Raw genomic sequence first — 13131 nt, forward strand, 5'->3', positions numbered from 1 at the left:
TTTTCAAATGTCCTAATCACAGAACGCTTAACGTAATCGTTTTTAGCGTGGGTCATTTCGACGGAAGGAATCTTATCCCTATCAGGTGTAAAATGGAATAAAACTCTTTGATTTTAATTAAATTTGAATTATTTAACTTATATTTAGTTTTTTTTAATATGTATCAATGTTTTTATGCTAATTTAATTGTCTGTGAAATGTTTAATGTTTGTGCTTTTAAGGTGTTTTAAGGTTGGGGGTGTTTAGAAATAAAAAAAATGCATCAAAATATCAATATTTGATGCATTTCTTATGATTTTTTTTGGTACTACAGAGTGCAAATAAAAAGTGGAGAGAAATTTTCTTCAAAAATATAACTTGTGTCGGTTAATTTTTTTATTTTTAAAAAATAAAGTTGGTTAATTTCAGGAACACCTCGAATATTGATTTTGTCTTGAGCCTGATCAGCTGGGTCTATAAATATATTTTCAACGCGTAAAAAAAAATGGTCACCTAAGTATTCATGTTTCATCAGAAATTTTCGTGAAATAGTATAGTTTTTACCATTATCACTAATGCTTCCATTCATGATGAATGTGTGTTGGTCAGGTTTATTTTCGTTAGGGATAACACTTAGCAGGTAAAATCCTTTTAAGGTAGAACGATGGTCAGAGATATTTATTTTTAAGGTTGTTTGGCAATCAGGAATAATAGGAGTGTTAATTATGTGATGAACATATAAGCTAATGAAAACCAAAATTATAGATATAATGGACAAAAAAAACATTCTTGTTGATATTTTATTTGACATAAAAATTCTCACAGCTCACAGTTGCACTTTCTTTCGGTACTGTTGGGCAATAGGACAAAAATAGGAAGTTGTCATATAAATTTTTATCATTTGCTACGATACCAACATTATAATAAAAAACAGTTGCCGGCTTTTTACAATCTAGGTTTAATTTCGTGAGTTCATTTTGAATTGTCGCAAAGCTGATGGTTGTTGTATCGGGTTTATGGTAACTATTAATGTAGCGGATACTGCATTGATCGATACGACCAACTTCAGGGTATTCTGTTCGGCTTGCAAAGAAATAACTTTTAAAAAGGTATAATAAGCAAAAAATAATGAGCCCAATAAGTGAAATTTCAACATATCGGTTATTCAACATGTAGCTTTTTTTATTTTCGACTGCCTGGGGGAAAGTCCCTTCGGGTACTTTTGATGAAGAGTCTAGTTCTTCCTCACTAGTGAATAAAGCTTTGTGATTATTATCACTAATTTCCTGTTGCTCATTTTCAATTTTCAGATCAGCAGAAAATTTAATCCCAACTTTAGGTACAGTCGTGATAATTTCATCATCAGAAAAAGATGATAAATGGCGTCTGAGTACAGAGACACTACTATTAAGGTTATTATCGGAGACAACTTGGTTATGTTCCTCCCAAACCCGACGTAATATGGTTTCTCGGTCAACAATATCATGATTATTTTGTACTAAGACTAATAACAAACGGTTTAAGGTGGTTGTTAGTTTTAATGCATTATTAACATCGTCGATATATAACAGCCCCTGATGACTGTCATAATTAATATGATTATTAATCAAATAGTTCATTTTTAGATTGATTTTATTTATAGGAAAAATATTTATATTATTTGAGTTTATACCTGTTATTTATGTTATGTCAATTAAGCATATTTGGTGTAATTTTGAAAGTTATTGAAAATCATATAGTTAAGTTTTTATTTACGCATGTTATGTTTAAGGCGGGAGGTTGAAGAGGTATTTATTTTTTTAGAAAAACACTATTTTTTTAACATTATACAAAATAACTAATAGTTATTATTGCGTAAAAAATTTTAGGCTGAAACATTTTATGAGGAGTAAGTCTGTTGCTAGCTATTATTTTGGCTAAACGATGATATATAAAAAATAGCCTCAAATATAAGAGGCTATTTCATATAAATACTTTACCAATTAAGCCGTTGGCTCAAGGATTTGGTGCATAACAGGATGGAATTTACGTTTAAAGTAAACGAGACCATGTCCAGTATCGTTCACAATGATTTGTTTCATTTCAACCATGTAGACAGAGTGCGTACCGATATCTTGAACTTGAGTGATTTCACCTTCAAGGTTGGCAAGCGCGTTTTTTAACATTGGTTGCTGTAAAATACCGCTTTCCCATACACTCCAGCCAAAACGTTCTTCCATCGTTGAACCTTTCATACCTGCGAAATGGCATGCAAGTTCTTCTTGTTCATGGCTTAGCACGTTGACACACAGGCGGCCATTCTTTTGAAATACCGCATTCATAGCGCTATTGCGGTTAACACAGACCATCAAAGTGGGTGGCGTATCTGTAACTGAACAGACTGCAGTGGCTGTAATTCCACAGCGACCCTCAGTCCCATCCGTGGTGACGATATTGACTGCTGCACCAAGACTTGCCATCGCATCTCTGAAACGCAGGCGATGTTCATTTTCTAAAGACATTTTGACCTCCTGCTGCCGACTATTTCAGCAGCGAATCTAACTGATTAATATCATTGTTGTTATGCAGGTGTGGACGTTTCCATCCGTGTTGATCGTAGTCTGATAAACAGCGATCAACCATATCTGTCATGGCTTTCATATTGCCAGAACCGTATGCATGACGCAGACATTGCAGACGAATTTCATCTTGGCTTCCTGCGTAGTTAATTTCATACAGTTCATGGCGGCCACCAAATTCACTGCCGATTGCATCCCACATGAGTTTAAGGATCTTAATACGTTCAACGTGATCCATACCATTAGAGCCGCGAACATATTTAGCTAAATACTTATCAATTTCTGGATTATTCATATCACGAACGCTTGATGGTAGGTAAATCAGGCCACTTGTCACGTTACTTTCAATGATATTCTTGATTTTGGTGTAAGCCATTGGTGCCATAACACGGTAAGTTTGGATAGCTTGAGTATCGGGTAGATAAGCGCCGCCTTCCCATGCTTGTGCTTCAGAGGTCATTGCGTCGGTTAATGACCAGAACAGATTACGCCACGCAACCACTTCACCCAGATCAGCTTGTACACCACGGAAATCAATAACACCTGTACATTCTAAACTTTTTTGTAACAATCCGGTAATGAAGTCTAATTTAACGGCTAAGCGGACACAAGCTTGTAATGGGAATAAACGTGCAAAACCACCTTGAACAGCCCAATTACGTGCACGGTCGAAATCACGATAAATTAATACGTTTTCCCATGGAATTAACACATGGTCCATCACCAAGATGGCATCATTTTCATCGAAACGGCTTGATAATGGGTAATCAAATGGTGCGCCAGTTGCACCAGCAACTAATTCATAAGATGCACGTGAGATTAATTTCACGCCATCTGCGTCCATTGGTGCAACAAACATCAATGCGAAATCAGGGTTATCGCCCATGACTTGTGCGGAACCAAAACCAATAAAGTTATAGTGTGTTAACGCTGAGTTGGTCGCAACAACTTTAGCACCACTGACGATAATCCCTGCATCTGTTTCTTTTTCGAGTTTGATATAAACATCTTTAACTTCATCAGCTGGCTTGTGACGGTCGATTGGTGGGTTAACAATGGCATGGTTAAAGTACAGGCCACTTTCTTGAATACGTTTATACCAGTGACGTGCGTTGTCTGCAAACTGACCATAATATTCAGGGTTAGCGCCTAAACAGCTGGCGAATGCCGCCTTATAGTCTGGAGTGCGTCCCATCCATCCGTAGCTCTGACGTGACCAATCTGCGATAGCGTCACGCTGTTGGCGTAGTTCATCGGCACTTTTAGCGAAACGGAAGAATTTGTGAGTGTATCCGCCGTTTCCTGTGTCGGTGTTCCAGCAAAGTTGGTCATGAGTCGTTTTATCATGAAGCGCATCATATAATTGTCCTATAGAAGCGGCTGAATTACGAAAAGCAGGGTGAGTGGTGACGTCTTTTACGCGCTCGCCATAAATATAGATTTCACGGCCATCTTGTAAGCTTTTTAAATATTCTTGGCCATTAAAAGGGCGTTTAGCATCTGAACGAAAATCTTCTGGTTTCATGTCTACCTCGTTATCTCACAATGAGGGCTTGCATTGATAGGGTACAAAGGTTGCAAGCGAAATATGTTAATTTTATGTTTGTTTTGTGTTTCTTAATTGAATCGCTTTACGAGGGAGTTTTAAAGAGACTTTCTAAAGGTTTGCTGGTACTTTTCGTTGGGAGCTGTGTTTTGTGAAAGAAATGTGATCATCTCGATGTTTTGATATTAATATAAATTTTTATTTATCTTACAGTGCATTGATTATTAATCATTAATTAAATGGTTATTATATTAATATTAATATTTTTCCTTCGGTTGTTTGTTCTTTTTTTAATCTTCACATTCACTTTTTGTTAAGCATTATTAGCATCTTTATAAAGTTAAAACAAAATTTATAAGATATCAAAAATGTTTTTAAAATGTAAAATTATTTGAAGAGTGGTTTGTAGAGATAGGTTAGAAGTAGGTATGATATACCGTTCAGGAGGCATTGATGATTTTTACCTAAAAATACGGATAAAATCACTAAGCCTCTCTTTAATGAATGTTTTGTTCTCGCCATAGGCTAGGAGAGCACCCGACTAACCGGTTAAAAAATCGCGCAAAATAGGCGGGGTCTTTGAAACCGAGCTGGTAGGCAATTTCTGAAACGGGGCTGTCGGAAAACAGTAACATCCGCTTAGCTTCACGCAATATTCGGTCAAAAATCAACCTTTTCGGTGGCCGGTTAGCAAACCGCCGGCACATATCTTTAAGGCGTGACTCTGTGACATCAAGTTTTTTGGCATATTCAGGTACCGCAAGGTGTTCATGATAATGTAAGTCAATGAGCTGATTAAAACGTTGGAATAGGCGGTGTTCGCCTCTAACCCCCGTTGTAGGGTGCTCATCAAGTGGAATAGAGCGCAGTAGAAAGGTAAACAGCGCTTGGGCTAAAGAGGCGAGGGCTTGGTCTTTGCCAATATAGTTATTCGCCGATTCGCGAGCCATCAATGCCCAATAATGATTAAAAGTATCGATATCATCAGGCTTATCGGCAACAGATAAGCAAATAGCAGGGATATCGACCAAATCTGGATTCGCTGGGTACAATGAGCTAAGAAGCGGCGTGATCAGCTCTTGCCGTACGGTGAGTACGTGGCCATCAGTGTCTTCTTGAGTGAAAAATGCATGTGCAACCGAAGGGGGCGTAAGAATAAAGAGCGGCGCTTGAACAGAATAGCGCGACTCATCGAGCTGCAAAGTAATATGGCCCGTAACTAAATAGTGCAACTGGAAGAAACCATCATGGCGATGAGCTTGCATATCACGACCAAAGAAGGCGGCCATGTTGCCGAAGGTTTGGTAGTGGACGTCGTCGGTGCCTTGGGTTTCGTCGTAGTCTGTGCTGATGTCAATATTCGTAATTAAAGTTGAGTTACCCTTCATTCTTCGGCTCGCAGCGTTGTTGGCCTCACAAGCCAACCCTAGTCACATACTTCAGTATGCTCCTAGGGATTAACTTGCTTGCCGCCTAGCTGCAAACCAAATTATTTTGGGTAACACCCTTTAATAATTATTTGCAGCATAAGTTATTAAAACATTTAAAACATTTAAAACATTTAAAACATTTAAAACATTTAAAACATTTAAAACATTCGAACCATCAAAATTTTAAGGTGTTGCTCTTGGCCTTGAGTTTTTCATTGGGATAGCAATGACTAACAGCGCACCGACCACCAATAGGCCTGCAACAAAATAGAGGCCAGAGTTAAAGCTACCGGTTTGGTCTTTCAGCCAACCGATAAGGAGTGGGCTGACAGCGGAACCTATATTACCTGTTGCGTTGATAACCGCAATACCGATGGCACGAGCACGTAAGCTGATTGACTGGTCTGGGGTTGTCCAGAACACTGCCATCGCAGTAAATGAACCTGTTGAGGCCATAATAATACCAATCAACTGAATGACGGGATGGCTTGTCATCGCAGCGAGAACCCATCCTGCGGCCGCAAATAAATACGGTAGTGCAGTATGCATTTTCCGTTCTTGTAACCTATCAGAACGGCGACTCCAATAGATCATTCCAAGGATAGTACAAAACTGTGGGATTGCAGTTAATAGCCCAATCATGGCATTACTACTGCCTTCATTGAAGCTTTGCATGATCTGCGGGGTCCAGATATTAATCGCACTTAACGTATTGGTTAAACAGAAATAAGCGACGGTATACATTAAGATCACAGGGGTGAAAATTTCTTTCCATAAGCTTTTGTTCTGCAATGCGGTATGGCTTTTGGAACCATGCGGCTGGACAAGCTCAAGCTGGTCTTGGTCCATCATTTCTTGCAGTGTGTCTTTGTCTTCTTGGGTCAACCACTTAGCTTTTTTCGGCGAATCATCAAGATAGAACCAAACTAGCACACCGAGGATCACGGATGGGAAACCTTCTAGTAGGAACAGCCATTGCCAACCTTTTAGGTCTAAAATGCCATCCATACCTAGAATATAACCGGATGCGAGTGAGCCGAATGCCATGGTGACTGGCATCGCAATCATAAATAAGGCATTAGCACGAGCGCGGAAATAGGCAGGGAACCAGTAAGTCAAATAAACTAAAATCCCGGGTAAGAAGCCCGCTTCAGCGATACCCACTAACATCCGTAGGACGTATAAACTGGTTGGCCCTGTGGCAAACATGGTGGCTGTAGAAGCGATACCCCAAAGTACCATGATGGTGGCTATCCAGCGGCGAGCACCAACAATCCCCAACATGATGTTACTTGGAATACCAAAAATCACATAAGTGGCATAGAACAAGGTGGCGGCTAAGCCGAACATGGTGGAAGTTAGGCCGATGTCTTTCCCCATGGTTAGACCCGCAAAGCCAATATTAATACGGTCTAAGAAGGAAAAAACAAATAGCACAAATAAAAATACAATGAGACGTTTAAATAACTTATTAATCACCCGCTGCTGCGGTTCGGTTAAATTTTTATGTTGTTCAGCAGGGTTAGTGCTTGCAAGTTGTTGATTACTCATATTGTAGGGCCCTCAATTCTTTCTTTTACAGATTATTATAGGTACAAGGGACGAGTAGGCAGTCATGGTGCTGTCTGCCCAATGTTGCGATATTGATTTCTTAATTTATCTAATTAAGTTATTTGTCTGTAGGGTTAAAATTAACTTATTTAGAGATAGTTTAATTAATAAACGCTTGGTGCACTCGAGGCCACCTCTGAGACGGTTTTACCAAATTTTGCTGCTAGCGCTTCTGCGGTACGTGCTAGTAGCGTGGTATCAACCCCGACGGCAACAAATAGTGCGCCGAGTTTAAGATAATGTTTAGCGACATCTGGGGCTGCCATTAAAATACCAGGTGCCAAACCGGCCTCACGAATTTGTACAATCGCTTTTTCGATTGCGGCTTTGACTTCAGGGTGGTTAGGGTTCCCTGAAAAGCCCATATCCGCACTAAGATCCGCAGGGCCGATAAACACACCATCGACACCTTCAACTTTTAGGATCTCGGGAAGGTTATTCATGGCTTCACGGGTTTCAACCTGTACTATCACGCACATTTCATCATTGGCACGGGTTAAATAATTAGGCACTCGGTTCCAACGAGAAGCACGTGCCAAAGCACTGCCGACACCGCGTATCCCAGCTGGCGGGTAACGTGTTGCGCGCACAGCTTGCTTGGCTTGCTCTGCATTTTGTACCATCGGTAGCAAAAGGGTTTGTGCGCCAATATCCAGTAATTGCTTAATGATCACCGGATCATTCCACGGTGGGCGTACCACGGGCTGTGACGGATAAGGGGCGATCGCTTGTAATTGAGATAATGTCGTTTGCACATTATTTGGTGCATGTTCACCATCAATTAATAACCAGTCGAAGCCTGCACCAGCAAGTAATTCAGCACTATATGGGCTGCACAAGCCAAGCCATAAACCGATTTGCGGTTGACCACTTTTTAGTGCTTTCTTAAATTTATTTTCTAAAATATCCATGCCATTTTCCTTACACGAAGCGGCAGCTAATTGAACCCATATTGCCGTAATCAACGTGGAACACATCACCTTTACGAGCCGGAACAGGGCGTGTAAATGAGCCACCTAAGATAATTTGACCAGGCTCAAGTTGCACATTATGCGGTGCTAATTTATTTGCTAACCATGCCACGCCATTTGCTGGGTGGTTGAGTACAGCGGCTGCCACGCCAGATTCTTCAATGACCCCATTACGATATAAAAGGGCGCTAATCCAACGCATATCCAAATCGCGAGGCTTGATTGGGCGACCACCTAAAATTACCGCGCCATTTGCTGCGTTATCCGAAATGGTGTCGAACACTTTGCGTGGGCGGTTGGTTTCAGGGTCAACGTTATGACAACGCGCATCGATTAGCTCAAGGGCTGGGATCACATAATCAGTCGCGTTATACACATCAAAGATGGTGCAATTTGGCCCACGTAATGGTTTCGCCAGTACGAATGCTAATTCAACCTCAATACGCGGTACGATAAAGCGGTCTGTTGGAATATCACAGCCGTCATCAAAAAACATATCGTCAAGAAGCGCACCGTAATCAGGTTCATCAATCTGTGAACTTGCCTGCATGGCTTTGGATGTTAGCCCAATTTTATGGCCTTTTAGCACACGTCCTTCAGCAATTTTCACGCCAACCCACTCTTTTTGGATAGCGTAAGCATCGTCGATCGTCATTTCTGGGTGATCGAGTGAGATCTGTCGGATTTGCTCACGTGATTTTTCAGCCTGATTTAGGCGCTGCGCGATTTGTGATATGACATCTTTTTGTAACATGCTGTTAATACTCCTATTCACCTATTCTATTTCGAGAGCAGCGCTGCACTAAAGCGCTTTGCTGCCACTCGGACTATTCAAGGTGTAAATTGAATGCGTACCCAGCGGTACTCAATTTAACTAATTGGAAAGACCACCAAAGCAGAGGTATTTCACTTCCAAGTAATCTTCGATTCCGTAGCGTGAACCTTCACGCCCCAGACCTGACTGCTTAATGCCACCAAATGGGGCCACTTCATTTGAAATAATGCCTTCATTAATACCCACCATGCCGCTTTCTAATGCCTCAGCAACACGGTAGATACGCCCGATATCTTTTGAATAGAAATAAGATGCCAAGCCAAATTCAGTATCATTGGCAAGATCAATCGCTTCTTGCTCATCGCGGAATTTAAATAAAGGTGCCAGTGGGCCGAATGTTTCTTCTTTAGCGACTTTCATGGCTTCAGTGACGCCAGTGATAACGGTCGGTTCAAAGAACAAGCCACCTAATTCTGCCGATTTACCACCAGCGATGACTTTTGCACCGTGGGAAACGGCATCAGCAATATGTTCAGTGACTTTATCGACTGCGGCTTGGTTAATCAGAGGACCCTGCTGGGAGTCTGCTTGTGTAGCGGGGCCGATTTTCAGTTCATTCACGGCTTTTGCTAAACGAGTCGCAAATTCATCGTAAACGCCTTCTTGGACTAAAATGCGATTAGCACACACACAAGTTTGCCCACTATTGCGGAATTTAGCCGCTAAAGCACCTTGTACTGCTGCATCTAAATCGGCATCATCAAACACGATAAATGGCGCGTTACCACCGAGTTCCAGAGACATTTTTTTCACGGTGTTAGCGCACTGTTCCATCAGCAATTTACCAACTCGTGTTGAACCTGTGAACGTGAGCTTACGAACGATAGGGCTAGAGGTCATCACGCCGCCAATGGCTTTAGCATCCGTACCTGGGACAATGTTAAATACACCAGCAGGAATACCGGCTTCTTCCCCTAACGCTGCCAACGCTAATGCAGATAATGGTGTTTCTGCCGCGGGTTTTAATACCATCGTACAACCAGCTGCAAGCGCAGGGCCGACTTTGCGAGTGATCATGGCATTTGGGAAGTTCCATGGCGTGATAGCCGCAACCACACCCACGGGCTGTTTTATCGTCACCAGACGACGTCCTGGCAGAGGTGATGGAATGGTTTCCCCATACACTCGTTTACCTTCTTCAGCAAACCACTCAATAAAGCTGGCACCGTAGGCAATTTCTCCCATCGATTCAGTGATCGACTTACCTTGCTCAGCACTGAGTAATTCAGCCAGTTCTTTTTGGTTATCCATCATTAAACGGAACCATTTATTTAAAATTTGGCTGCGCTCTTTGGCGGTTTTAGCACGCCATGCCGGCAGGGCTTTTTCTGCGGCTTCGATAGCTTGTTGGGTTTCTAAAGCACCGACATTGCTGACGTTAGCGATAACTTCATTATTTGCTGGGTTAGTGACCTCAAACACACCTTTATTTTGGGCATCAACCCATTGGCCGTTGATATAAGCTTGTTGGCGAAATAACGTAGAATTGGTATTTATGCTCATTTTTCGTTGTTCTCCGAAGACACTGATTGGACTTGTGGGCGGATATTTTTAGCTGATAGCTGTTGGCTAACAAAACTTAACCCGGCACACAGCGCCATAACAAGTGCCATAGCGAATGGGGATTCATCTTGTAATACAGAAACTGCAACGCTGGCGACAGCCGCTAAGGCAAACTGAATAGAAATAGCAAGTGCACTGGCACTTCCTGCAATTTTCCCGCGATGTTGCAGTAATAGTGACAAACTGTTGGTGCCGATAGCATTGACCATCGATAAGAACAGCACGACTAGAATAACAATTATGGGCAAACTTTGTTGGTAAAATATGAGTAACAGCAGACCAAATGCTAATTGAAACCCACTTTGCATAGTCAGTATGCGCGTTAAACTATAGGTTTTTAGCAGTTTAACGTTCAGCAACAACATGACAATCATCCCCAAGATGTTACAACCGAACAGCAAACCATAATGTTGTTCAGAAACACCGAAATAATTGATGTACACAAACGGTGAACCACTGATAAAGGCAAACATACCGGCAAAAGAGAATGCCATGGTGCCAATAATACTCAGTGCTTCTCGGTCTGTGAGCACCTGCGCATAATTTTTAAAAGCGACACAAAGTATATTTTCAGAACCGCGCTGGTGGGTTAACGTTTCAGGGAGTAAGAAAAAAATCGCACACACCGAAGCCAAGCCAATTACTGCCAGCAAATAGAAAATCACTTGCCACTGAAAATGAACGAGTAAAAAACCACCTAAAAGTGGTGCCAGTAATGGCGCTATCATGGTCACAAGTGTCATTAATGACAGCACTTTAGGTAGTTCATGAGCAGGGTAAACATCTCTAGCAATCGCCCTAGCCATAACAATGGCCGCTCCACTACCAAAAGCTTGCAGCGCTCGGAATACAATCAAGGTATTTGCGTTGGTGGCTTGTGCGCATAACAAACTGGCAATAGTGAAAATGGCAAGGCCACTTAACAACATTTTCCGCCGGCCAAGAAGGTCACTTAATGGGCCATAAAACAGCATTCCCACGCAGAAACCAGCAAAAAAAGCCCCAAGGGTGTACTGCATTTGCCCTTGAGTGGCCTGTAATGCAATTCCCATTTGAGGGAGGGCTGGGAGGTACATATCGATAGACAATGGACCGAATGCCACTAATGACCCCAGTAATGGAATCAAGTAGTGCGGTATGTGTTTATCGAAATTTTTAACCATCTTGCCCTCTCAATAAAACGAAGAATAAAGCTTTAAACTCTTAGCCCTTAAACAAGGCATGAACATTGTTCTGTTTATAATTTAAAACAGGATCAAGCTCTTCCATGGTAAAAGACAGTGCGAGGTAGCGTTTTGCCATTAAATCGGCAAAATGGGTTTTGATCAGGTCGAAAATCATTTCCCCCGTTTTTTGTCTATCTTCAAGAGAGCGCCCAGCACCGATCTTCAACGTCATATGGACAAAAGCATAATCGTGCTTGCCATCGGCCATTTGCCAAGTATCCAGCCAAATAGCACGACTACGAATGCCACCTAATGGGAAGATACCGGTTCCCGCGAGGGCTTCATTCACTTTGGCGAAGAGCTCAGGTAGTTGAGCTTCATCACGAATATTTTCTGTACATTCTGCATAAAAATGAGGCATAACAATTCCTTATGCGGTGACAGCTTGTTTATCAGTAATATAGCTTGGCAGTGGGAACACGGCATTGATTTGCCCTGTGCCTGAGCTGGCAAACAAGTCAGTTAAAACTTCCACTTTCTCAGCGTATTTATCCCAACCTAACATACCTAGCAGCATCACGGTGTCGTGCATATGGCCTTCGCCATAGCAGTAATCTGCGTATTCAGGCAACATTTTGCAGAATTCTTCAAAACGACCTTCACGCCAAAGTTTGACGACACGTTTATCCATTTGCTCATCAAATTCACGCGTGTAGCTGTTCATGCCATCTTCGGCTTTTTGGTCATCAATAAAGCGGTGTGATAATGAGCCACTCGCTAATACAGCGACGGTGCCATCGTATTTTTCAATCGCGGTTAGTACGGCTTCACCTAATTTGCGGCTGTCTTCAAAACTATGGGAAGTACAGAATGCTGAAATTGAGATAACTTTAAAGTGACGGTCACTATTCATATAGCGCATAGGAACTAATGTCGCATACTCAAGGGTTAAGCTTGGGATTTCATGAGCTTGAGCACGAACACCTAACTTACGCGCTTCCTCACCAATCATTTGGCCTAATACCGAGTTCCCATCGTATTCATATTCCATATCGCGAATAAAATGTGGAAGTTCATTACTGGTGTAAATACCTTTAAAGTGGTCAGCACAGTTAATGTGATAGGCGCTGTTGACTAACCAGTGCGTATCAAAAACGATGATGGTATCAACGCCTAATTCACGGCAGCGGCGGCTGATTTCTTTATGCCCATCGATAGCGGCTTGGCGGCATCCAAAGTTTTTACCTGGTAGTTCTGATAGGTACATGGATGGGACGTGTGTTATTTTTGCGGCGAGTGCCAACTTACCCATTTCATCCTCTCTTACCCGTTATATTTTGAGCTGTAGCGGTGTTGGCCGCACAAAACCACCCTAATCACATACTCATGTATGCTCATAGGGATGATTTCGCTTGCCGCCTAGCTACAACTCAAACTATTTAGGGTAAGGAACGAGTTTACCCATAATTTGT

The 13131-nt window shown here is 41.8% G+C and carries 12 protein-coding genes; all 12 read right to left on the reverse strand.

Features of this window, described 5'->3' with window-relative positions; genetic code table 11:
• Positions 1–307: 307 nt before the first annotated feature.
• Positions 308–790, reverse strand: a complete 483-nt coding sequence (locus P3L40_RS04110) for a FidL-like protein (protein ID WP_004905330.1) — start codon at positions 788–790, stop codon at positions 308–310.
• Positions 780–1598, reverse strand: coding sequence for a transcriptional regulator (locus P3L40_RS04115; RefSeq protein ID WP_004905329.1), 819 nt, complete (start codon positions 1596–1598; stop codon positions 780–782). The genes P3L40_RS04110 and P3L40_RS04115 overlap by 11 nt, the downstream gene beginning before the upstream one ends.
• 363 nt (positions 1599–1961) lie before the next feature.
• Positions 1962–2480, reverse strand: coding sequence for a 4-hydroxyphenylacetate 3-monooxygenase, reductase component (gene hpaC / locus P3L40_RS04120; RefSeq protein ID WP_004905327.1), 519 nt, complete (start codon positions 2478–2480; stop codon positions 1962–1964).
• Between the two features lie 19 nt (positions 2481–2499).
• The gene (gene hpaB, locus P3L40_RS04125; protein WP_004905326.1) at positions 2500–4062 is read right to left on the reverse strand and encodes a 4-hydroxyphenylacetate 3-monooxygenase, oxygenase component; all 1563 of its coding nucleotides are present in this window, start codon (positions 4060–4062) and stop codon (positions 2500–2502) included.
• A gap of 518 nt (positions 4063–4580) precedes the next feature.
• A complete protein-coding gene (gene hpaA / locus P3L40_RS04130; RefSeq protein ID WP_136134800.1) occupies positions 4581–5471 on the reverse strand; it encodes a 4-hydroxyphenylacetate catabolism regulatory protein HpaA in 891 nt (296 codons plus the stop codon).
• A gap of 225 nt (positions 5472–5696) precedes the next feature.
• Positions 5697–7064, reverse strand: a complete 1368-nt coding sequence (gene hpaX, locus P3L40_RS04135; RefSeq protein WP_094962172.1) for a 4-hydroxyphenylacetate permease — start codon at positions 7062–7064, stop codon at positions 5697–5699.
• A gap of 164 nt (positions 7065–7228) precedes the next feature.
• Positions 7229–8035 (reverse strand): 4-hydroxy-2-oxoheptanedioate aldolase, encoded by an 807-nt coding sequence (gene hpaI, locus P3L40_RS04140; protein WP_196731730.1) that lies wholly within the window; start codon positions 8033–8035, stop codon positions 7229–7231.
• A 10-nt stretch (positions 8036–8045) separates the two neighbouring features.
• Positions 8046–8849: a 2-oxo-hept-4-ene-1,7-dioate hydratase gene (gene hpaH / locus P3L40_RS04145; RefSeq protein WP_004914311.1), complete on the reverse strand. Its 804-nt coding sequence runs from the start codon at positions 8847–8849 to the stop codon at positions 8046–8048.
• Between the two features lie 120 nt (positions 8850–8969).
• On the reverse strand, positions 8970–10433 hold the full coding sequence (locus P3L40_RS04150) for an NAD-dependent succinate-semialdehyde dehydrogenase (RefSeq protein ID WP_136134803.1): 1464 nt from the start codon (positions 10431–10433) through the stop codon (positions 8970–8972).
• The gene (locus P3L40_RS04155) at positions 10430–11656 is read right to left on the reverse strand and encodes a Bcr/CflA family multidrug efflux MFS transporter (protein ID WP_004905316.1); all 1227 of its coding nucleotides are present in this window, start codon (positions 11654–11656) and stop codon (positions 10430–10432) included. Before P3L40_RS04155 ends, P3L40_RS04150 begins: the two co-directional genes overlap by 4 nt.
• A gap of 40 nt (positions 11657–11696) precedes the next feature.
• Positions 11697–12080, reverse strand: coding sequence for a 5-carboxymethyl-2-hydroxymuconate Delta-isomerase (locus tag P3L40_RS04160; RefSeq protein WP_004905302.1), 384 nt, complete (start codon positions 12078–12080; stop codon positions 11697–11699).
• Positions 12081–12089: 9 nt separating this feature from the next.
• A complete protein-coding gene (gene hpaD, locus P3L40_RS04165) occupies positions 12090–12971 on the reverse strand; it encodes a 3,4-dihydroxyphenylacetate 2,3-dioxygenase (RefSeq protein WP_004905296.1) in 882 nt (293 codons plus the stop codon).
• Between the last annotated feature and the right edge of the window lie 160 nt (positions 12972–13131).

The sequence above is a fragment of the Providencia sp. PROV040 genome (genome assembly GCF_032706145.1).
Taxonomy (GTDB): domain Bacteria; phylum Pseudomonadota; class Gammaproteobacteria; order Enterobacterales; family Enterobacteriaceae; genus Providencia; species Providencia hangzhouensis.

What these genes read in the sequence shown, in the direction of transcription:
- hpaI (WP_196731730.1), bottom strand. Translation starts at nt 8,035, where the DNA reads ATGGATATTTTAGAAAATAAATTTAAGAAAGCACTAAAAAGTGGTCAA.
- hpaH (WP_004914311.1), bottom strand. Translation starts at nt 8,849, where the DNA reads ATGTTACAAAAAGATGTCATATCACAAATCGCGCAGCGCCTAAATCAG.
- hpaA (WP_136134800.1), bottom strand. Translation starts at nt 5,471, where the DNA reads ATGAAGGGTAACTCAACTTTAATTACGAATATTGACATCAGCACAGAC.
- P3L40_RS04110 (WP_004905330.1), bottom strand. Translation starts at nt 790, where the DNA reads ATGTCAAATAAAATATCAACAAGAATGTTTTTTTTGTCCATTATATCT.
- P3L40_RS04155 (WP_004905316.1), bottom strand. Translation starts at nt 11,656, where the DNA reads ATGGTTAAAAATTTCGATAAACACATACCGCACTACTTGATTCCATTA.
- hpaC (WP_004905327.1), bottom strand. Translation starts at nt 2,480, where the DNA reads ATGTCTTTAGAAAATGAACATCGCCTGCGTTTCAGAGATGCGATGGCA.
- hpaX (WP_094962172.1), bottom strand. Translation starts at nt 7,064, where the DNA reads ATGAGTAATCAACAACTTGCAAGCACTAACCCTGCTGAACAACATAAA.
- hpaB (WP_004905326.1), bottom strand. Translation starts at nt 4,062, where the DNA reads ATGAAACCAGAAGATTTTCGTTCAGATGCTAAACGCCCTTTTAATGGC.
- P3L40_RS04115 (WP_004905329.1), bottom strand. Translation starts at nt 1,598, where the DNA reads ATGAACTATTTGATTAATAATCATATTAATTATGACAGTCATCAGGGG.
- P3L40_RS04150 (WP_136134803.1), bottom strand. Translation starts at nt 10,433, where the DNA reads ATGAGCATAAATACCAATTCTACGTTATTTCGCCAACAAGCTTATATC.
- P3L40_RS04160 (WP_004905302.1), bottom strand. Translation starts at nt 12,080, where the DNA reads ATGCCTCATTTTTATGCAGAATGTACAGAAAATATTCGTGATGAAGCT.
- hpaD (WP_004905296.1), bottom strand. Translation starts at nt 12,971, where the DNA reads ATGGGTAAGTTGGCACTCGCCGCAAAAATAACACACGTCCCATCCATG.